At 42.0% G+C, this 22,081-nt stretch carries 17 protein-coding genes; 1 reads left to right on the plus strand and 16 read right to left on the minus strand.

Annotated elements, in window-relative coordinates; genetic code table 11:
• Positions 1-128: 128 nt before the first annotated feature.
• The 4 genes from M2444_RS31010 to M2444_RS31025 form a co-directional block, all read right to left on the minus strand.
• Positions 129-953, minus strand: a complete 825-nt coding sequence (locus M2444_RS31010) for a carbohydrate ABC transporter permease (protein ID WP_042193304.1) — start codon at positions 951-953, stop codon at positions 129-131.
• A gap of 18 nt (positions 954-971) precedes the next feature.
• The gene (locus M2444_RS31015; protein WP_094870022.1) at positions 972-1,871 is read right to left on the minus strand and encodes a carbohydrate ABC transporter permease; all 900 of its coding nucleotides are present in this window, start codon (positions 1,869-1,871) and stop codon (positions 972-974) included.
• 72 nt (positions 1,872-1,943) lie between these two features.
• Positions 1,944-3,260 carry an ABC transporter substrate-binding protein gene (locus M2444_RS31020; protein WP_094870021.1) on the minus strand — a complete coding sequence of 439 codons (1,317 nt, stop codon included), beginning with the start codon at positions 3,258-3,260 and terminating at the stop codon, positions 1,944-1,946.
• Between the two features lie 58 nt (positions 3,261-3,318).
• Positions 3,319-5,412: an amylo-alpha-1,6-glucosidase gene (locus M2444_RS31025; protein ID WP_280788940.1), complete on the minus strand. Its 2,094-nt coding sequence runs from the start codon at positions 5,410-5,412 to the stop codon at positions 3,319-3,321.
• A gap of 232 nt (positions 5,413-5,644) precedes the next feature.
• Here M2444_RS31025 and M2444_RS31030 point away from each other — a divergent pair, with 232 nt between their 5' ends.
• Positions 5,645-6,655, plus strand: a complete 1,011-nt coding sequence (locus tag M2444_RS31030; protein WP_094870019.1) for a LacI family DNA-binding transcriptional regulator — start codon at positions 5,645-5,647, stop codon at positions 6,653-6,655.
• A 94-nt stretch (positions 6,656-6,749) separates the two neighbouring features.
• Here M2444_RS31030 and M2444_RS31035 read toward each other — a convergent pair whose 3' ends face one another.
• From M2444_RS31035 to M2444_RS31090, 12 genes are all read right to left on the minus strand, one after another.
• Complete coding sequence (locus M2444_RS31035) at positions 6,750-7,403, minus strand: M48 family metallopeptidase (RefSeq protein WP_094876818.1); 654 nt, start codon at positions 7,401-7,403, stop codon at positions 6,750-6,752.
• A 99-nt stretch (positions 7,404-7,502) separates the two neighbouring features.
• Positions 7,503-8,948 (minus strand): sucrose phosphorylase, encoded by a 1,446-nt coding sequence (gene gtfA / locus M2444_RS31040; RefSeq protein ID WP_280788966.1) that lies wholly within the window; start codon positions 8,946-8,948, stop codon positions 7,503-7,505.
• Positions 8,949-8,963: 15 nt separating this feature from the next.
• Complete coding sequence (locus M2444_RS31045) at positions 8,964-10,646, minus strand: alpha-glucosidase (protein ID WP_280788941.1); 1,683 nt, start codon at positions 10,644-10,646, stop codon at positions 8,964-8,966.
• Positions 10,647-10,691: 45 nt separating this feature from the next.
• On the minus strand, positions 10,692-11,528 hold the full coding sequence (locus M2444_RS31050) for an ABC transporter permease subunit (RefSeq protein ID WP_280788967.1): 837 nt from the start codon (positions 11,526-11,528) through the stop codon (positions 10,692-10,694).
• Positions 11,528-12,412, minus strand: coding sequence for a carbohydrate ABC transporter permease (locus tag M2444_RS31055; RefSeq protein ID WP_042184938.1), 885 nt, complete (start codon positions 12,410-12,412; stop codon positions 11,528-11,530). The genes M2444_RS31050 and M2444_RS31055 overlap by 1 nt, the downstream gene beginning before the upstream one ends.
• Positions 12,413-12,496: 84 nt before the next feature.
• A complete protein-coding gene (locus tag M2444_RS31060; protein WP_280788942.1) occupies positions 12,497-13,792 on the minus strand; it encodes an ABC transporter substrate-binding protein in 1,296 nt (431 codons plus the stop codon).
• 317 nt (positions 13,793-14,109) lie between these two features.
• Positions 14,110-15,102: a LacI family DNA-binding transcriptional regulator gene (locus M2444_RS31065; RefSeq protein WP_094870013.1), complete on the minus strand. Its 993-nt coding sequence runs from the start codon at positions 15,100-15,102 to the stop codon at positions 14,110-14,112.
• A gap of 83 nt (positions 15,103-15,185) precedes the next feature.
• Positions 15,186-16,559 (minus strand): hypothetical protein, encoded by a 1,374-nt coding sequence (locus tag M2444_RS31070; RefSeq protein WP_280788943.1) that lies wholly within the window; start codon positions 16,557-16,559, stop codon positions 15,186-15,188.
• Positions 16,560-16,762: 203 nt separating this feature from the next.
• Positions 16,763-18,670, minus strand: coding sequence for a flagellin N-terminal helical domain-containing protein (locus M2444_RS31075; RefSeq protein WP_280788944.1), 1,908 nt, complete (start codon positions 18,668-18,670; stop codon positions 16,763-16,765).
• Between the two features lie 205 nt (positions 18,671-18,875).
• A complete protein-coding gene (bshB2, locus tag M2444_RS31080; RefSeq protein WP_094876837.1) occupies positions 18,876-19,529 on the minus strand; it encodes a bacillithiol biosynthesis deacetylase BshB2 in 654 nt (217 codons plus the stop codon).
• 23 nt (positions 19,530-19,552) lie between these two features.
• On the minus strand, positions 19,553-19,897 hold the full coding sequence (locus M2444_RS31085; RefSeq protein WP_280788945.1) for a YojF family protein: 345 nt from the start codon (positions 19,895-19,897) through the stop codon (positions 19,553-19,555).
• Between the two features lie 169 nt (positions 19,898-20,066).
• Positions 20,067-21,947 (minus strand): PAS domain S-box protein, encoded by a 1,881-nt coding sequence (locus M2444_RS31090; RefSeq protein WP_280788946.1) that lies wholly within the window; start codon positions 21,945-21,947, stop codon positions 20,067-20,069.
• Positions 21,948-22,081 lie beyond the last annotated feature (134 nt).

A 22,081-nucleotide genomic window follows, 5' to 3' on the forward strand; every position in this document is an offset into this window, starting at 1 on the left:
GCAAAACTAAAAGGCCTGAGTCCGGTTCAGTACCGAACTCAGGCCCAACAAGTTGCCTAATTATATAACCTGTCTAACTTTAAGGGGTCACTTCAATTTAAGATCAGTGGCGGTTCTTGTAAATTAAATTATTTGCTGCCGGTAAACGTAATTCCCTTTATAAAGAAGCGGTTAAAGAATGCATAAATAAGTAGCGCTGGTAGGGTAAACACCATTGATGCGGCCATAATATAATTCCAGTGGCTAATATACTGGCCCTTAAAAGTATTGAGACCTAGTGTAAGTGTGAACATCGACTTGTCTGACATGAACATCAGTGGCTTCAGAAATTCATTCCATGCACCCATGAATACAAAGATCGTCTGAGCCGCCAATGCGGGGATAGCTAGTGGCAGAGCAATGCGGAAAAATGTGCCAAACTTATTTAGACCATCCATCTCGGCAGCCTCCTCCAGCTCTTTCGGAAAGCTCAGGAAGAATTGACGCATCATAAAGATGAACGTCGCATTTACCATCATCGGCAGCGTCAGCGCAGCATAAGTGTTCAACAAATCAAGCTGTTTCATGATCAGATATGCAGGCACGATAGTCAATTGGCCGGGAATCATCTGTACGGCCAGGATTAGAAAAAACACAACCTTGCTGCCTGTAAAATCAATACGTGCAAGCGCATAACCCGCCATAGAGTTGAACAAGGTATTGCATAGCGTTGAAACTACAGCGATGAGTGCACTGTTGAACATCCATCTGAGAAACAGCGGCTCCTTCACGAAGATGTCGTAATAGTTCTGGAAAGTGAACTGTTTTGGAATAAAGTTGATACTCCCTGACACAATCTCGCTTAACGGTTTAAACGATGAGGATAGTGCCCATAGGAAAGGTATGACCGTCACGCACCCATATGCGAATAACAGGAAATACAGAACCACCTTAACCCCTTTGGAATAGTTAATTACCACCTGATCGTCCTCCTAGTTCAGCTTCTCTTCGGAGAATAGCTTCCGCTGGATCAGCGTTACGATCATAATGACCGCAGCCAGCATGACAGCGAGCGCAGAAGCGTAACCGAAGTCGAGATTTTTAAACGCATACTGATAGATAAGCAGAGCCACCGTTAAGGTGGAGTTATTCGGACCGCCGGAGCCAGCCGAAAAAATATACGATTGATCGAATAGCTGAAAGGTACCGATGATTCCCATGACTACCGTGAAGAAGGTCGCCGGCTTAATCATCGGAAGCGTAATAGAAATAAAACGTCTAAATCCACCTGCCCCATCCAGCATGGCCGACTCGTACAATGCATCAGGGATATCCTGCAGTGCAGCTAAGAAGACTACCATAAAAAAAGGAGCAGTAGACCATATATTCATAAGCATGATCGCCTTAAGAGCGACCGCCGGATCTCCAAGCCAGTTGTAACCATGCAAACCTACGAACTCAAGCACACGGTTCAGCAGACCGTTTGAATTGTAAATCCACATAAAAATAAGTGACAATACCGCCGAGGAAGTAACCGTCGGCATAAAAAAGACGATTCGGAAGAAATTTTTAAATCTAAGCTTAGCATTCAAAATAACGGCTAATAAAATAGCAAATGCAGTCTGCAAAGGTACAACGAACAGCGCAAAGGATGCCGTGTTTTTCAGCGCAATCCAAGCTCTCTCGTCACCAGCCATACGTGTAAAGTTATTGAATCCAACCCACTTGTAACTGACATCACCAAGTAAATTTACCTTATGTCCTGATAAATAGAGCGAATAAAAAACTGGCAGGAACAAAAAAGTGCCCAGTACAAGAATAGTAGGAAGCAGGAACAGATAGGCCGTCACATTATTTCTTAGCTTCTTTCTAAATGTTGAGACTTGAGTCATGCTTCACTTTTCCTTTCGGTTCAGAATGAAAGAAGGAAGGGGTGGTCCGAAGACCCTCCCCCTTCAATCCGTTTATTTTGCTGCTTCAATTTCCTTATTCGCTACATCTTCAGCTTTCTTCATAGCATCCTCAAGCTTGGAGTTGCCCATAAATGTATCTACAAATTGGTTATTGAAGTTATTAGTGATGGTAGGCAGCGTAGATGCGGCTTGCCATGGTGTTGCATAAGAAGCACCCGCTACAATTGCTCCACGCAGTTCGTCCTTGTCGTAGCCCAGCTCCTGTGCGACAGATTTCCGTGTAGGAAGTGCGAACCCTTTGCTGGTCCAGGTCTTCATTCCATCCTTTCCTGTCAAGAAAGAGATTAACTGCCAAGCCGCTTCTTTCTTCTTCGATTGCTTGTTCATTACATAAGCTACCGTAAAGGCCATTGTGCCTTTCGTACCATTCACCGTTGGAAGCTCAGCGGTAGCATAATCCAGATCCTTGTAGTTGGATTCCAGGAATGGAATCGCCCAGTTGCCTTCGAATACGATAGAAGCCTTGCCTTGCCCGAACATTTCTCCACCCCAGCCAGCGCCTACTTCCTTAGGCTCACCGGAGGATTTATCAACGTTGTGCATATCTACAACAAGCTGCAAGCCTGGGAGTGCTTCCGCAGATGCGAAGGTTGCTTTGCCTTCTTCGTCAGAAACTTTTCCACCGAACGCTTGGATCATGAACATCTGACGTGCAAGCTCAGGCGCAACGCCGAAGCCATAACGAGTGATTTTGTCACCCTCTTTTTTGGTCAGCTTGATTGCGTCTGCTTTCAGTTCATCCCAAGTTGTTGGAGGTGTTGTAATTCCCGCTTCGGCAAAATCCTTTTTATTGTAGAACATAGCGAGCGTAGAGAAATCCTTAGGGAATCCGTAAGATACATCATCTTTCTTAAAAGCATCGACCATTGGCTGTTCAAAATCTGCAACATCAAACTCAGGTGTCACATAGCTGTCCAATGGCTCCAGCACATTAGCTTCAATGAGACCAGGCGCCTCGAATGCGTCCAGGTAGAAGACATCCGGGCCTTCTCCACCTATGAGTCTAGTCTTGATAACATCCATGTATTGATCGGCAATAACTTCGTAATTTACTTTCACATTCGGATATTTAGCTTCGAACTCCTTCAGCGTCTGATTTAACAGATCCTGCTCTTCAGGACTCGCTCCCCAGCCTGCAAGTGTAATCGTAACCGGCTCATCCGTTGTCGGTGCTGCTGTTTCTTTATCTGTGCTATTGTTTGTTGCAGCCGTTCCTGCGTTACTGTTTGTTTTGTTGCCACCACATGCGGTCAACATTAGTCCAGAAACCAGCATCAAAGATAGAATTATTAACCCCGATTTTCTCATTTTCAATACAACCTCCTTAGTATTGTCAGGCTTTTTATATAAAAAAATTACGTATTGCCTATAGAATCACCAATTCATAGCCAGTCTGGTTAGACAAAATCTCCAGCTTCGGCTCATTATCCACACGACTAACTCGCAGGCTGAGCGTACCATTGCCAATCTGTAATTGCTCCACCTTTAAGTCATTCATACCGTTTAGAAGTGCAGGCTTGATCGCAATTTGCCGGGTTAGGGCATTCGGTTGAAGACCAAGCAGTGCTTGCACGAAGGTCAATGGTGTTCCAGCCGCCCATGCTTGCGGAGAACAGGCTACCGGATAAGGAACCGGAGCACCGAGCTGGTCACTGTAACCACAATACAATTCAGGCAATCTGTAATATTCAAATTGGTCAGCTGCGTTCAGTAATCCTTGCATAACGGTGATTGCTTCCTCTGTGAACCCGGACTGACTAAGGCCAAGCAAACAGAGTGAGTTATCATGTGGCCATACACTTCCGTCATGGTAGCTCATCGGATTGTAACCTGTAGCCGCAGTACTCATGGTCCGAATACCGTATCCTCCGAAGAGATCAGGGGCTACCAGTCTTGCCGCAACTGCTTTTGCCCTCTCTGGCGAGGCGATTCCTGACATTAGAATATGTCCTGCATTCGAAGTAACGGAGTCTACCCGTTTCTTATCCTTATCCAAGGCGATTGCATAAAATTGCTCATCATTCATCCAGAAGTCTTCCTCGAAACGGGTTCGCAGCTGAGCTGCATCTTTCTCCATAACCTCTGCCTGTTCTTCGTGACCTAGGCTCTTGAAGATAGGAGCAAGTCGAGTCAGCGCCTGATACACATAACCTTGAACCTCTACTAGCGCGATTGGGGCCTCCGCATAATCACCATTACTATGAATGACGGAATCCGCAGAATCCTTCCACCCTTGATTGGCAATTCCCTTGGATGACTTCTGATAATACTCCACAAAGGAATCTTTATCATAATCGCCATATTCTTTAATCCAATTCAATGCAGCGTTGAGATGCGGCATTAACGAGCTAACAAAATCAAGATCTCCTGTCCAGTGGTAATACTCAGCGGTAAGCAGCAGAAACAGCGGTGTTGCATCGATTGTGCCGTAATAAGGTGTGAACGGAACTTGGTTAGTAGCCGCTAACTCTCCATACCGGATTTCGTGCATCACTTTGCCTGGCTGCTCATCGCGCCACTCATCTTCCTTCTGGCCTTGGTAGGCAGCCATTGTAAGTAAGGTTCCCTTAGCAATTTGAGGATTCGAAGATAACATTTGCAGCGCTGCAATCAGGCTGTCGCGTCCAAAGGGAACGGAGTACCAAGGTAAGCCTGCAACCGGAAACTGCCCATAACCAAGGTCTGTGAGCAGCACCCGTAAATCTTGAACCCCTCGATGGTACAGCTTGTTAAATAACGGCATATCACTGCTGATGGAGGTCGATGAAGCATTCCAACTAGCGTAAGATGCTCTGAGCTTATTCATTGCTTCCTTAGGTTCATGCTGCAGCGGCTCGTTGCCATTTATCATCGGGGCAATAAAGAAAGCGATTTCAACACTCTCCTGATGCTTCAGCTCGACATCGAAATGTACCTCACCTGTCTCGCTTATTCGGCTTTCCTGAGTATCCCATTTCACCTTGGTTTCTCTCAGTAACTCATCTGCCCCGAGATAACTGATCACTCTTTCACCTGGAGCACTTCGTTCACCCGTCTTACTTCCTAGCTCGCCATGCTGAAACCCACGAATCACGAACATATCTGTAAAATCCGCATCTAACAGCACAGAGAAATCGAATTGGATGGCTTTTGGATAATAACTTGTTAACTTGAAGGTCTCATATAATGCACTCTCATAAATAAAGCGGGTACGTTCAATCTCTACAGACTCACGCCATAAAATCAATTTACCGTCTTCCTCCATATGAGGATTGGTAAGACGAATGGTAGAGATATAATTCTCATCGGCAGCCGAGGATAACAATATCGGTCGCTGATTATTAATTCGGATTTCCATTCGGCTTAAGAAACGGGTATCTCTAGTATAGAGACCTAGACCCGATTGATCATTGTCCGGTATGTCCCCACTTTTGTCCGTCATTAGAAACAGATCATTTTCTTTAATAACTCGATAATTCAAAACTTCCCCTCATTTCTTCGCTGTGTATCCGAAACGTTTCGGAAAAAGCACAAAAAAATATATGTTTCAGATAATCTAATGCTCCACAGACTTACCAAAACGTTTCGGATAAGGTATAATCGAATTATAAATCATGATGAAAGCATTTACAAGATGCTTTTTATATTTTATTTTTTAATATTTAAATACTACATATTGCCTTATTGTCCCTAAATATGAAGGAGGTATCGTAATGGTTACTATAAAAGATATTGCCAAAGCCGCCAGCGTATCCGTAACTACCGTCTCCCGGGCCTTAAATGGTTATGACGATGTTAACGAAGGTACTAGGCTCAAGATCCGAACTATTGCAGACCAATTAGGCTATAGCCCTAACATGGCTGCCAGATCGCTTATATCCAAAAAAACAAAAACGCTGGGTCTCCTACTCTCCAATGTTACAAGAGATAGCTCCAAAGACAATATAGCCTTTGAAGTATTATGCGGGATCAATGATCGTTCAGGAGAGCTGGATTATGACCTTGTACTCTTCAGCACAACCCCGCAAAAGCAAAGAGTGAAATCCTATAAGACATTATGCCAAGAAAGAGGTGTAGATGGTGTCATTATTATGGGGATTCGACTGGATGATCCCTATCTCAAGGAAATCGTATCCTCTGATATTCCTTGCGTGCTCATTGATATTACACTTGAAGGGCCAAATGTCGGTTATGTCACCTCTGATAATACAAAAGGGGCGCTTCAAGCAGTAACTCATCTGCTAGAGTCAGGGCATCGCCATATTGCTATGATTAACGGACATACCCAAGCAGATGTAGCACTTCTTCGATTAGAAGGTTACCGTCTCGCCCTTGAGAATTACAGTATTCCTTTTGACGAATCCCTCGTTTTTAATGGATTATTTTCCGAACAAGGAGGAAAAGAAGCTGCTCAGCAAATAATGTCCAGCCATCCTGAGGTCACTGCTATTTTTTGTGCAAGTGATTTGATGGCGCTCGGAGCTATGCAGGGTGTGAAGGAAGCCGAAAAATCGGTGCCCGAGGATATTTCAATTATAGGTTACGATAATATTGATCTGACAGCGTATTGCACACCCGCTTTGACTACAGTGAACCAACATAAATACGAGTTAGGAACCAACGCTGCTCAGATCCTCATAGATCTACTAGAGAAACAACAAGCTATTCATCATGTCATGCTTCCTAGCGAGCTAATAAAAAGAGATAGCGTTCGAACCCTTTAACTCCCTTTGGAAACCATTAAACAACTAAAAAAGGATTTCCCTTCATTAGGGACATCCTTTTGGTTGTATGAAATCATGAATCAATGCTAATTTATTACAGCGTCATAGCACGCCCATATCTAGCTAAATACTCTTCCTTCTCCTTATAATCCGGCATGAGGCTTCCAACCTTTCGCCAAAAAGAGCGGTCATGATTCATATGAAGTAAATGACACAGCTCATGGATGATTACATAATCGATAACCTCCACTGGAGCCATCGCTAAGCGATAGTTAAAGGTTAGCTTTTTATCCGAGCTGCAGCTTCCCCACTTGGTTCTAGACTCAACAATGTCAATCGTCTTAGGCTTTACTCTAAGCTGTGTCTGATATTTAGGGATCCGTTCGCCTACAATCTTCTTACAGCTAGCGAAATAGAATTTCTTCAGCTTAAGCTTAAGCTCTTCCTCATTTAAATCCCCTGTCTCTATTAACTCATGCAGCGAATAATATTTGCCTAAATACAGGAATTTACCCTCGTCTTCATACTCTTTGAGCTTTGGTGTTTCTCGGTTCGCTTCAATGCTCCGCAGCTTCTCCACTATCAATTTCCCATTGCGCTCAACCACGCTTTTAATCGTCTCTTCACTTGTTTTCTTGGGAGCTTTGAGCGTTATACGCCCTGAAGAATCTATATGAATGGAGATTTTCTTGCCGTTTCCATATTGAACATTAAACTCGATCACCTGATTGTCGTACTCAATCTTCATACCCACCATCGTTTCTATAAGGTTATTCGCAAAAAAAGGAGAACGCGTTTAAGCGTTCCCCCTATTTTAACATGATTCATCAATACACTGGATACTACCTTATAATACAACCCTTTCCCAATCCGCTAACTTTTCTTTTTGTGAAATCGTAAATGCCTTGGTTAACAGATTCGCTTCCAATTTCGCTTCGTTCAACAGATTTTTCCAAGCTATCACCACATTATTCTCATCCAACTGTTCAATCTGTATATCTCCATCAAAGGCTGGATTACTATTTCTGAATTTCAAGATATTAAAGAGCTTCTGCACGACTGGGCGCTCAACCTCAACATCTATCTCTTCTTGAGTATAATAATGCCGATTAATATTCCGTCCTTCTTTGGTCTTCTCCAGAAGCTCTATATCATTCACTCCAGCCAGTAACCCCACATAATAGATCTGCGGTATACCCGGTGCAAAGCATTGGATGGCTCTCGCCAGCAGGTAAGCCTGATCATCATTACCAAGTGCTGAATAATAAGTACAGTTGATTTGGTAAATATCAAGGTTGTTATACGCTTCGGTGCTGTATATTTTTTTGACATTAGCGCCTTGGCTATAAAGGCTTTCTCTTGTCATTTCTGCTTCTTCATCACTCAAAAGATCCTTTACATCCACCACACCAATACCATCATGCGTGTCTAGTGTTGTAAACTGTTTTCTCGGGCAAATCTCCAGCCAATGCACCAACCGGTTTACTTTCCCACTAAATAAAGCATGCAGCACCAACATTGGTAACGCAAAATCATATACATAGTAATCCTGTTCTGCAATTTTTAACTGGATGCTATAATGCTCATGAATTTCCGGCAAAACGGTCACGCCGTAAGGGGCAACGGTCTGCTCAGAGTGATTCAGCATCTCCCAAATATCCGGCTCAACAAAGAAACAATTCGTACCGATTTTTTTGTTGGCATATGCGAAAGCATCTAGTCGAATAATCGAAGCTCCTTTTTCAGCCAAAAACGTTAGATTGTCCGTTATGAATTTCCGCGTCGTTTCTGTAGTCACATCCAGATCAATCTGCTCTTCATCAAAGGTACACCATACTTTTTCCAAGCTACCATCCTTAAAGGTAACCTCTACGTATGGAGCGCGTGGTTTACGCTTATAGATTAAATCCACATCTTCCTGAGTGGGCTCCCCGTTCGGCCAAAAATCCTTGTACCGGATAAACAGATCCGCATATTCTGATTCATCCTTTTTCTCAAGAAAGTCCTGAAAATAAGGAGATTGTCTTGAGATATGATTAATCATAAAATCAAACATCATATAAAAATCCTTACTCATGGCTTCGACGTCCGCCCAATTGCCAAATGCCGGATCAACCTTGGTATAATCCATTGGTGCAAATCCTCTGTCACCCGAAGAAGGATAAAACGGTAGTAAATGAACACCTCCAACGACGCCTCGCAGATGCTTATCTAATATTTCGTTTAATTCTTTTAAATTACGCCCGAGGCTATCTGCATAGGTAATCAACATAGCTTCATTCTTAATTTGCATCATAAATCCCCCTATTTAGATTTCGGCTGCATCTGCACTCTTTTCCCCTTTGCAGATCAATGCCTCATAAGGCCTCAACAGACCCTTATCATGATTATTAAGGTTAGACAGTACAACATGGCCTGCAAGAGGATCAGTTAACGGAATGGTTTGATCCGTAAAATTACAGATTACCGTCCAACACTCATTCCCGTAAGTTCGAACATATCCGCCTAGCTCATTCGAGTCCACATAAATCTCATGATAATTACCATAAATTAACGCTTTATTGTCCCGTCTCAGCTTGATTAATTCCCGATAAAAATGAAGGATAGAATTATCGTCTTGTAGCTCGTCCTCCACATTAATCGATGAGTAATTCGGATTCACATTAATCCATGGCTCCCCATTCGTAAATCCGGCCATAGGTTCTGAACTCCATTGCATCGGTGTGCGGCCCTGATCCCTGCTTCTGATCGCTAAATAGTTCAGGATATCTGCCTCAGACCTACCCCGTGCAGTTTCATTACGGTGATAATTTAAGCTCTCAATATCTCTATACTCTTCAATTGAAGCCATGAAATAATTGGTCATTCCAATCTCTTGTCCTTGATAAATAAAAGGTGTTCCTCGCATGAAGAAATAATAGGCAGCCAGCATTTTAGCTGAGTCTTTATGGTATATCCCGTCGTTACCGAATTTTGAAACCGAACGCACATGATCATGATTCTCCATAAAAAGTGCCATCCAGCCCTTATTGGCTGTCTCAAGCTGCCATTTAGATACTGCGTGCTTAAATTCAGTCAGCTTCCAAGGATGATAGATTCCTTTAGCCATTGGCTTGGCATCCAGATCTACATGATCAAATTGAAATATCATATTAAAGACGCCGTTCTGCTCATCTACATATTCATGAATTTGCTCTATCGGAACCCCAGGAGCTTCCGCAACCGTCATCACATTGCGGGGTTCAAGAACCTCCTGTTTCATCTCGTGAAGAAAATCCAAAATTCCGGATTGATTCAAACAAGCTTCAGCCAGAGGAACATAGCGGCGGTCGTCTTCAGACTTAAGGTGCGGAAATTGCTGATTCTTTTTAATAAATGTGATCGCATCAATGCGAAATCCGGCTATTCCCCTGTCAATCCACCAATCCATCATGGAAAAGATGCTTTGGCGAACTTCGGGATTCTCCCAATTGAGATCCGGTTGTTTCTTAGAGAAACAATGTAAATAGTATTCCTCTGAGGTCTCGTCATATTCCCAAGCTGAACCTCCAAAATTCGATTCCCAGTTGGTAGGCTCCTGGCCATCGTTCCCCGGCTTCCATATATACCAGTCACGCTTTGGATTGTCCTTAGAACTTCTTGACTCCATAAACCAAGCATGTTCATCCGAGGTATGATTCGCTACCAGATCCATGATCATACGGATTCCGTACGCTTCCGCTTGTGCGATCAATTCGAGCATATCTTCCATACTTCCAAACTCATCCTGAATTTTATAGAAATCCCGAATGTCATACCCATTGTCATCATTAGGTGAATCGTAGACCGGACACAACCAAATAACATTGATGCCCAAATCCCTTAAATACCCGAGTCGGTTGATGATTCCACGCAAATCTCCTACTCCATCTCCATTTGAATCCTGAAAACTCCGTGGATAAATTTGATAAACTACACTTTCTTTCCACCAGTTGCTGTTTCTAGTCTCCATAACTCCACACTTCCTCCAGCACCCGAGTCTGGGGCTTTCTTTATCTTATTTAATAGCGCCTTGGCTGACGCCTCTTATGATGTAACGTTGACCGAACAAATAAGCAATAAGAATCGGCAGGATCGTTAACAGAAGTGCCGGTATCAACAGCTCCCAGTTATTCATATACGTTCCGTTAAACACCTTCATCTTAATAGGCATAGTAAAATGGTTATCCTTAGTCAACACCAGTGAAGGCAGCAGATAATCATTCCAAATCCATAACACATTCAGAATCGCAATGGTCACCGATGTTGGAGCTAACATAGGCAGTACAATCTTGAAGAATGTCTGTCTACGATTACATCCATCGAGCAGTGACGCTTCTTCCAATTCATATGGAATCGACTTCACAAAACCATGGTACATAAATACCGATAACGCACTTCCGAAGCCGATGTAGAGAATAATCAATAATGGAATAGGCGCTGCGTCGATCCAATGAAGCTTTGCCCCGTAGATATAAATCAGGGGAATCATAATGGACTGAAACGGAATAATCATGGAAGCCACCATTAGAGCAAAGAAACCATTATTAAATTTAGTCGAATGTCTCACCATGTAATAGGCGGTCATTGCTGCAAAAACACCAATGAACAGGACACTGAAGAAGGTGACTACGACTGTATTTCTAAAGGAAACAAAAAAATTCATTTTATCAATGACTTCAGCAAAATGCCCAAAGTTTAAGCTGGTCGGCAGTGAAAAAGGGCTTTCGAGAATTTGACCATTACTCTTGAAGGAATTGACGATCATAAGGAAAAACGGAAAAACAAAAATAATGAAAAACACAACCAAAAATAAATACGTCAGAATCACGGAAGTTTTTCGTCTAGCATTCATCATGCAGCAACCTCCAATTTCTTACTGAAATAAACCTGCAGGCCGGTAACAACCGCAACGATAGCAAACAATACAAAGGCTTCCGCTTGGCCAACACCATAATTATTTTCGACAAAAGCCTTCTTCACCACATGCATCGATACCATGGTTGTACTATCATAGGGTCCGCCTGCTGTTAGAGAATAGTTAACGTCGTAAACCATAAAGGCATTCTTCAGCGTTAAAAAGATGGTAACTACAAAGGAAGGGACCATCAGCGGTAAAGTAACTTTTCTCAACCGTTGCCATCCATTGGCGCCATCAATCGTGGCTGCTTCCACTACATCCTTTGGCACATTAACTAAACCAGCCACAAAGATGATCATCATATAGCCCGCAGATTGCCAGATCGACACGATAACAATGGCCCAGAAAGCCAAATGTTCATCCCCTAGCCACCCTAAACGCAGCCACTCTATCCCGAACTTCTCACCAATAGAAGGCATAGTTTGTACGAATATAAACTGCCAGATGTAACCCAAAATCAAGCCGCCAATCAAATTCGGTGTGAACAGAGAGGTTCGAAAGAAATTTTGCATCTTCACTCCGGAAGTCACTAAATAAGCCAATATAAAACCGAGAATATTAATGATAATAACGGTTGTCACAACAAACTTAACGGTCAATAAAAGAGAATCCCAAAACTTGGAATCCGTAAATGCTGTCTTATAGTTAGCTAAACCTGAGAACTCTATCGGATTTAATGGAGAGGTCATATTGGTAAAGGTCAGATATAATCCATATGCAAAAGGAATCAGTACTGCAATCGTAAAGAAAATGATCGTGGGACCGGTGAAAAATAACTGGTTGCCCATTCGTTTGATCAGACGTTTTTCTGATATCATACGTTTAGCACACCCCTAATTGCTTTAAGGAGGAAACAGGCGAGAGTGAACCCAACCCGCTTCCCCAATTCAGCAAATGATTAATTACTTTTGGCTTTTGTAATAGGTTTCAATAGCTTTGGCAAGATCGGCACGGGATTCTTTTTGAGCGATATATTTCTGAATATCCGGTGCAAGAATGTTACCCCAATCTTCGACCTTCACATAGTTTGAACTGAACGGCATCGTATTGCCGGCTACCACAGCATCCGCAATCGCTGATCCGAGTGGATTATTAACTTTCAAAGTGTTGTTCTTAAAAGCGGAGACCACTTGTGACTGATTCACCAGAAAATCTTGACCTTTTTCATCGTATACGAGCCAATTTAGGAACTTCTTAGCTGCTTCTTGCTCAGCCGGCGTTGCCGCTTTATTAATGACCAGGATATTAGTTGGACCTGCCGCAATCTTATTGTTAAGCGGATTGTCTGGATTGTTATCTACCGGAACAGGTATAAATCCGAAGGATTCTCCACTAACGGCTTGCAATGAATCATAGGCCCAGTTTCCGTTAAACAGAATAGCTGACTCCCCTTTACCCACACTTACATGCGCATCGTCATAGTACTTGCCCAGTGGACGTTCACCATATTTGTTATATTCTTTCGATACCAGTAGATCCAGCGTATCGTAGTAACCATTCCAAATATCATTACTTGCTAAATCGAATGTTCCCGCTTTTAGTTGATCTACAATTGTGTTTGGATCTTCTGCCTGATTCACAAACTGTGTACTGTAATGGTTCGCTACAGACCAGTTTTCGGTTTGATAGGCAACCGGATATTTCACACCGGAAGCTTTAATTTGATCTAATAATTCTTTTAGTTTGTCACGGGTATTAATAGAATGCGGATCGAAGGTGCCGCCAACGGCCTTATCAAGTACACTCTTGTTATATACGAGACCGAAGCCTTCTATTGAGAATGGAAAGCCGGCAATTTTCCCCTCTGCGTCTTTAACGCCATAAACCGTTTCTTCATTCCATTTCTCACCTGAAAGATCTATACCGAAATCCTTATATTTGTTCACAATGGAATCGGGGGACATCATCGCCATAGTTACCGTTTTACCGGATGCCGTAAGTTTATCCAGCAAGTTAACGGTATCACCAACAGCTCCAGAGACAGCCTCAACCTTGATATTCGGATTCGCTGCCATGAAATCTTTAGCTGCTTGTTCCCATTGGGAAGCGATTTCACCTTTTCCGTTCGTAATAATTATGCTGACTTGTTCATCCTTCGAGTTCGCTGCCGGACTTGATCCCGCTCCGTCGGATCCACCACAAGCTGTCAATGAAACAGCAAGCAAAAGAACAAATAATAAAACAGATATCTTTTTCAAACAAAACCCCTCCATTTTGTGCTTTTTTATATGCTAGACCCCTATAAAAGTCTGAACATCAGATTGATACCGTTTTCATTAATTCAAAAATCCCTTCATTCATTTAGCTGCTTTATATCCTAGAAAGCTTTCTTGCCTGTATTGTAACATCACTTGGTATCGGTTTCAATATAATTTTAAGCTAATTTTATAAATTATTCAGAACAACCACTGATAAACAAGGTTATTCCAGTTAATTATTGATCATATACAAGTGGTATCGATACCAAAAAAGATAAATAAAAAGCGAGTCTGCATTGCAAATTCGCTTATCAGTGTTAAGTAGATTCTCGGACTACCAGTTCAACCGGAAGCTCATAAGTAACTGACTCTACATTGGAATCATCCAGCATCTCCATAAGAACTTCCCCTGCCTTACGCCCCATCTGCTCTATAGGCTGCCGTATAGTCGTTAATGCGGGATCCAGCATTTCAGCGAGGGGCTGGTCATCGAAACCAATGATCGCCAGATCTCGCGGGATACTTAACCCTTCCTTTTTCGCAGCCATCATCAAGCCACCAGCAATTTCATCACTGCCTGTAAACACAGCGGTTGGACGATCCTTCATTTCAAGCAAGAGCTTCATTACTCTTTTCCCATCTTCAATGGTATGCTGGTTAACCAAAATCCAGTTAGGATTCACTTGAATCCCGGCCTCTTCCAATGCTTTTTGATAGCCTAGGTTACGGTCTTTATCTTTCCCGACCTCGGTAAACAGACCTCCCGTACAGTAAGCAATTTTACGGTGACCTCTTTCAATTAGGTGCTTGATTCCTAAGTATGTACCTTTAAATTGATCCAGCCGAATCATCGGAATTTTTGCATGACTCACATATTCATTACATAACACAATAGGCCCAAATTCAGTATACGGTTCAATGACTTTCCAATCATTCTCAATGGATGCCATGATGATGCCGTCCGCTTGTTTGGTCTTCAACAAATTTAAATAGGTTAACTCTCTCTCCTTATCCTCATTAGTCTGACAGATCAAGGTTTGGTAGCCGTTTCTGTAACCAACCTTCTCTATGGAATCAACTAAATAGGAGAAAAAAGGATTCACAATTCTAGGAACTACGACAGCTATCGTTGTTGTCACTTGTCCTCTTAATCTTCTTGCTGAGAGATTCGGGGTATACTCAAGCTCTTCCATTGCTTTTAATACCAATTCTCTTTTATCTGCTGAAATATGAGGATAGTTATTTATTACTCGGGATACGGTCGTCTTAGACACTCCTGCTAGACGCGCCACATCTAAAATATTTGCCATTTCTACACTCACTCCAGATAGGGACAGTTTTTGAAACCAGTTTCAATCATTTTATCTTATAATATAAAAAAATGAAAGGGTCCTCAATACACTGGATATCCTGCCACAAACATCGCTAAATACAAAAGACTCCCCACAACAGAAACTACAGTAAGGATAGCATCCTTTGATTTTTCTTCAGTGAGCGCAACAGCAGCAAAAGCTAGTGGAAATGCAACAAGCAAATACCGCGGGGCTGACAGCAGCCAGGTAGCTCCCACTACGAACGCAAAATACACGATGAAATAAGCGGTGTATGAAGGTCGTATCTTTTTTGCACCCAAGAACATGATAATAAGTGCTGAGAATATAGCGATTAAATTGGGCAGCCATAAGCCGAGAAAAGAACGACTATCTCCACTCTTAAAGGTGCCCACAGCATATTCTATCTGATATCTTACCGTATCAAAAAAGAGATAAAACCGCTGAGACCAATGCTCTCTCTGATAAATACTGAACTGAAACGCATTTCCCGTCACGTGATAATTAATAAACAGATAGGCCAGCAAGCCCATTGATATGATAGCGAGAAAACTGACGGCGCTGATGATTCTATGTATAAAGGCTTTGTTACTTAATCGCTTATAGTTGCCCATCAGATCCCGTCCAAATTCAATCGCAACCGGTACAATCAGAAGCACTCCGGGAGAACGTGTGTATGCTGCAAGTGCACCGCATAAGCACCCGATCAGCCATTCCTTTTTTCTCACAAAATATAAACACATCAACGATAGGGCTAGAAATAAAGATTCGGTCATCGGAATGAAGAAAAAGAACGCGGCAGGGAATATAAAAATATACTTCACAACTCGCATGGCATTCTTTCGGTGCATGTCTAATGCTGCCAGTTCATAAGCAACCAATGCAGCGACAATCGATGAGATATTGGAAACGATGAATCCAGCGACAAGATAATTGCCTACGAATACCTGAACTACTTTAATTAGATTTGGGAGAAAAGGAAAAAACACAATATGGAACTTTGGATCTCCCTCCGTCACGTACCAGTTCTCGGCAATCCCCAGATAACTTGAAGCATCGATCCCAGAAATATGCCAAGTCTCGGCGATTTTGCTAAACAGGCCGCCTGAATAACCATTCTGTATAATCAAAAATGCATAACCGATGAGCATAAGCAGGATACGACTCGCCAATATCCATCCAATAATATAAAGCCACGCCTGTCTTCTATCCTGCTCCTTACTCTTCCAAGTCACTTCAGGTGCTGGATTCGTCAAAAGAAAATCCGTCAATACAGGTATAGTGCGGAGCCCCAATAGCGCAAAAAGCCCGAAACAGACCACAGAAGCGAGGGTGCCCAGCATGGTCCAGCTCTGAGTCGAAATGGCCCAGTAAATAGCCGTCACCATCATAACAAGTATGAAGATGAAGGAAATGATTTTGTCGTGCTTTTTCATTTGATCCTCCACGTGTTAATTTCTTACAGTAAATTAAATAAAAAAAGGAAAATTATTACGCATAGAAATATAATAGTCCCTGATAATTTTTTTGTAAATCATTTCTATCCTTTTCTAGAGTCATCCAATAGCGCGGATAAGCAAAATAACAACTAATTTAAAAAAGCCTATACCTTAAAAGACATAGACTCTATCAAACATTTTCACTTTAATAACTGTAACATGCCTTGAGGCTGCTGATTTGCCTGTGCCAACATGGCTTGAGAAGCTTGAGATAAGATATTGTACCTTGTAAGGTTCATCATTTCTTTTGCAATATCCACATCTCTTATACGTGATTCAGCTGCTATTAAATTCACTTCGTAATTGGTTAGGTTATTATGGATATGTTCTAATGCATTTTGATATACGCCGTACGTTGAACGCTTAGATGAAACGGTATTTATAGCTTTGTCTATTTTCGAAATCGCTAATTCGGCACCTTGTCTAGTTGAAAGATCTATATCCGCAATTCCCAGAGCAGTAGTTCTAGCATCTGTTAATTTAACAGCGAAGTTATCCCCAGAGTTTGCTCCCACCTGAAGATTTACTGTTTTGTAATCATAATTGGTACTAGGGTTTGATCCGTAAGATACATTGAAATTTGTTATCCCAGTTGTAGTTGAAAAAGTGTAACTTCCGTCATCATTACCAATAATGTTATTTAATCTATCCGTAGAGCCCCCACCATTTATATTAACATTAGCTAATTCATTTCCCTGTGGATCAAAAATGGAAAGACGATAATTATTATCTACTATTCCTCCAACGATGTAATTCCCATCTTTCATTTCTGTAATGCTAGTAAGTTGACTGGAGTTGGAAGTTTCATTTGAGATATTCTTCTCCCACAATACGTTTCCACTACTGTCTAGTTTATAGATTAATCCACTAGTTTTAGTAGAGTCGTTATAAGAACCAACAATTATGGCCCCTCCATCACTGGTTGCGATGGCCCGGTAACCTTCATCATCCCCAGCAGCACCGACTCGTGTGTCCCATAACGGATTTAAGTTACTATCATATTTAACAACCCAACTTGTCTTATCAGTATAAGAACCATTTAGTTTGAGACTTGATGAACCAATAGCCAAATAACCGCCGTCAGCAGTTTCAATAAGAGAGTTAAATTCTTCGCTTCCATAGCCAACAGGATTGGATTGTGAAGAACCCACTATAGAGGTGGATTGTTGCACACCACTACTATTAAATTTAGCCATAAGACCATCCCAATTTTGAATACCGGAACCCGTCCCTGCCACAATAAAGGAACCATCACTAGTCTCAATTACTTCATTCCCCATAATGGAGTAAACGCCAGATACCCCTGCTCTCCACCTCTCATTCAAATTGACATCCCATTTAATTATATTTATCCTTTGATCGGAAAGTGCCCCTGCTGAGAAATCATTTCCTAATAAAATATAACCACCATCACTAGATTCCTTAATACTATACACATCCATATTAGGAATTGCTTGTGACCAAACCAGATTACTCATACTATCTAATTTAAAAGGATTATTACCGGGAATTCTTATTCCGATGTAACCTCCATCCGAAGTCTTAGATAAATCTCTGGCAGGTATGTTAGCTGTCCAATTCGTACTTATATTGCCCTGTACTGGCGTAATTTCCGTGTTTACTTCGAGGTCATTATTCAATAAATGAATCCCATTAAATTGAGTGTTATTAGCTATATCATTTATCCCAAGCTTTATCTGCTCAACTTCTTTTTGAATCAATGTTCGATCAAAATTGGTTAAGGTATCATTTGAAGCCTGTATTGCAAGCTCCCGTAATCTTAGCAGATTAGGATCTTGTATAGTTCCAAGTCCACCCTCAGCAGTCTGAATTAGTGAAATACCATCCTGTGTATTCCTTGATGCCTGAGACAATCCACGAATCTGTGCTCTCATTTTCTCAGAAATTGCTAATCCTGCAGCATCATCTGCTGCTATATTTATCCGAAGTCCAGAAGTTAACCTCTCTAGTGATCTTGTAATAGATTTATTATTTTTATTTAATATATTCAAACTATTTAAAGACGTGATGTTGTGACCGATTCGCATTTAATCACCTTTCAATTGTTAGTATCTTCTATATCGGATAGTCCTTAGTAATTTTTTAGGTCAAATTACCCACTGCTTAAGACCTTTCCTATCATTCCCATCGAACCCCTCTGAAAAGTTGAATATTCAACATATAAAAACGACGCTCTGCCATCGGTGGACACCGATAACTGAACGCCGCTTAAGGGTTCTACTCATGAAAATATCATTCAAATGGATAGATCCAGAAATGCTCTGTTCCAAAACGATCTTGGATTTCTTTATCCTCTAGCGTTTTGCTGCCTAACAGTTCAGCGGCTTGGAATTGGGATTTATGCGCCTGAATGGACGCCATCTTTTGCTTCAGGAAATCTTTCACATCAATGGTGACCTGAGGCTTTCCAATCTCTTCAATATTATTGGCAAAAGCTATGCAGTGCACAGGTGGTCTTTCTGCCTTAGGCAGTCTTCGAACGGTTCGAACCACCGCAGCTCCGGTCGCATCATGATCAGGATGAACGCTGTACCCCGGATAGAAGGTAAGGATCAGTGAGGGATTAAGCTCCTTCAGAAGCGCATCAATGTGGCTATCTAGCAGCGCTTGATCCTCAAATTCAATCGTCTTATCGTGGAAACCAAGCATTCTCAAATCCTGTATTCCAATCGCTCGGCAGGATTCTTCCAGCTCTTTCTTACGTATCTGTGGGAGGGTTACCCGGTTTGCAAATGGCGGAACGCCCATATTCCTGCCCATCTCTCCCAGTGTCAGACAAGCGTAGGTGACTTGGGTGCCGTTTTGCACATGCTTAGCAAGCGTTCCAGAGATACCGAAGGCTTCGTCATCCGGATGCGGTAATATAACTAGAATATGTCTTTCCACTGAACTCCTCATCTCCTCTACCATTAGAACGGCTCCCGGCTTAATTGTAAAGATACGACCAGTTTTCCTTGACTATCATGCCCGGCCAGAATCAATTTTTCTGTCTCACTCTCTTCATAGTGAGTTAACCCTTCCGAGTATACCCAGCCCTGCGACATTTTTAAGCCGACCCGATAAGGTCCATTGCCGGAAATCGAACCATGGGAATATCGGATCACAGCATTAGTAATGAAAGTAGCCGCCGGATGTTTAGAACTATCGAAATGGGCAGCGTATGCTCCCGTTGTCATCTCAAGATGGATATACAGATCCTGATCTTTAAGCAGGTCGATCCTATCTTGTATTTCTGATTGATTGATTAGCTGCAATGTCGCGCCTCCATATCTGAATGAATATATTCATACGAAAAATAAGATCCATACCTTATAAAGGACGGATCTGTTAAATGATAAGCGGGTCCGTATTTCTCATCAAAGTATAACTTGCAAAGCTATGTAATTCAATGGATAGAACACTGAGATGTCATGCTGTTTTTTATTAGCCCACAAACTGATCTAACATCTTTACGATGACCTCACGCTTAACTGGTTTACTGATATACTCATCCATTCCAGCAGCCAGACACTTTTCACGGTCCCCCATTAAAGCATTTGCCGTGACTGCAACAATCGGTGGACAGTTCTCCTTATGCTCATCTTTTAAAACCTTCATGGCATCAATACCGTTCATAATGGGCATGTGAAGATCCAATAAAATAAGATCAAAGGAGTTCTTTCTCGCGGCTTCAACCGCTTCTATACCGTTTGTGACGGCGGTAACGTTGTGACCCATTTTTTCGAGAATTTTGGTCAGCACTAGCGCATTGATAGAATTATCTTCCGCAAGTAAAATGCTACCCGTACGTGTGGAATGAGGCTTGTCGACGCTAGCCTCTTTAATAGGATTTACGACTGATTTCTTGGGTCTGATTGTGAAGGTAACCGACGTGCCACTTTTACCGTCACTCTCCGCATAGATCTCACCGCCCATCATTTCGACAATTCTGCGGCTAATGGCAAGTCCAAGACCCGTCCCCTCGTGTCTGCGCATCATAAAGCTATCAGCCTGCTCAAACGGTTCAAAGATGTCGGTAAGTCGCTTAGGGTCAACGCCAATGCCAGTATCGGTTACCGTAAAGGCCAACAGGGAGGGATCCTCTTTTACAAGCCTTACCTTTACTGATATGCTGCCCTCAGTTGTGAATTTCACTGCATTGCTTAGCAGGTTTAATATCACCTGCTTTAAACGCTCCGAATCTCCAAAAATAAAATCAGGAACATCGTGATTTATGGTGCTGGACAGCTCCAGATGTTTTTGTTCGGCTCTTATTGCAATGACTTCAAAGCTCTCCTTGAGGCAATTGCGCAGATCGAATGTATCCTCTTGCAGTTCACTTCGGCCAGCCTCAATTTTTGAAAGATCAAGGATATCATTAATTATATTAAGTAAGATTCCTCCGCTTTTGCGAATGATTTCTACATATTCACGTTGTTCTTCATTGAGTTCTGTTTCCAGCAAAATATCTGTCATGCCGATCACCCCATTCATAGGCGTGCGGATTTCGTGGCTCATCATAGCCAGGAACTCACTTTTAGCTCTATTCGTAGACTCAGCAGCTTCCTTAGCCAGCGACAATTGCCTTTGCTCGGAGATGTCCTTGCATATAAGGTAAAATCCAATATTTTGATTGTTCACATATATGGGTGCAATACTGGTAAGCACCTCGACTAATTCGCTCTCTTTAGTGACAAGCTTGTTGATGTGCTGCTCTACCGTATTATCGTAAAGAGCTCTTTCCAGAATACGCTGTACATTTGCCTCTCCGATCAGACTTGCAAGCTTCATCCCAATCAACTCAGACTCTATGGAGTAACCGGTTATCTTTTCCGCCATGTTATTAGTATTTATGATTCGGCCATCGAGACCAAAGGAAATGACGGCATCATGATTGTATTTTTTAAGTGACGTATAACGCTCAACAGACTCCTGAAGGCGTTGTTCGGATTCCTTTTGTTTGGTAATGTTTATGATTTGGCAAATGAAATAAGATGGCTGGGTTGACTCATCGTTGAATAGATGAATAGTAAGCTGTCCCCATATATTAGCACCATTTTTTGTGACAAACCGCTTTTCGAGCTGTATATTAGTTTCCCCATCCATGAGCGCCTTTAGATCATGGAGGCTGCCGAGTTCCTCGGGGTGAGACAATTCTTCTAACCGCATGCCTTCAAACTCTTCCTTGAAATAACCAAAGATCTGTTCGAAAGCTGGATTCACCGTCAAAATCAACCCCTCTGATGATAAAAGGGCTATCCCAAAGGAAGCATAATTAATCACCTGTTGGTTGAATTGTTCCTTGTTTAGGTTTACGCGATGCATAGCGACCTCCATGGGATAATGTAATATTTTACGTGAAAAAATAGACCTTCTATTTGAGAAGGTCCTATTCATAACTTATAGTCTTATATACCCAATTGATTGTTATTTGAATCGGTTAGTTGAAGCTGATCAGA

Source organism: Paenibacillus sp. PastF-3 (assembly GCF_029893135.1).
GTDB classification, from domain to species: domain Bacteria; phylum Bacillota; class Bacilli; order Paenibacillales; family Paenibacillaceae; genus Paenibacillus_AQ; species Paenibacillus_AQ nitricinens.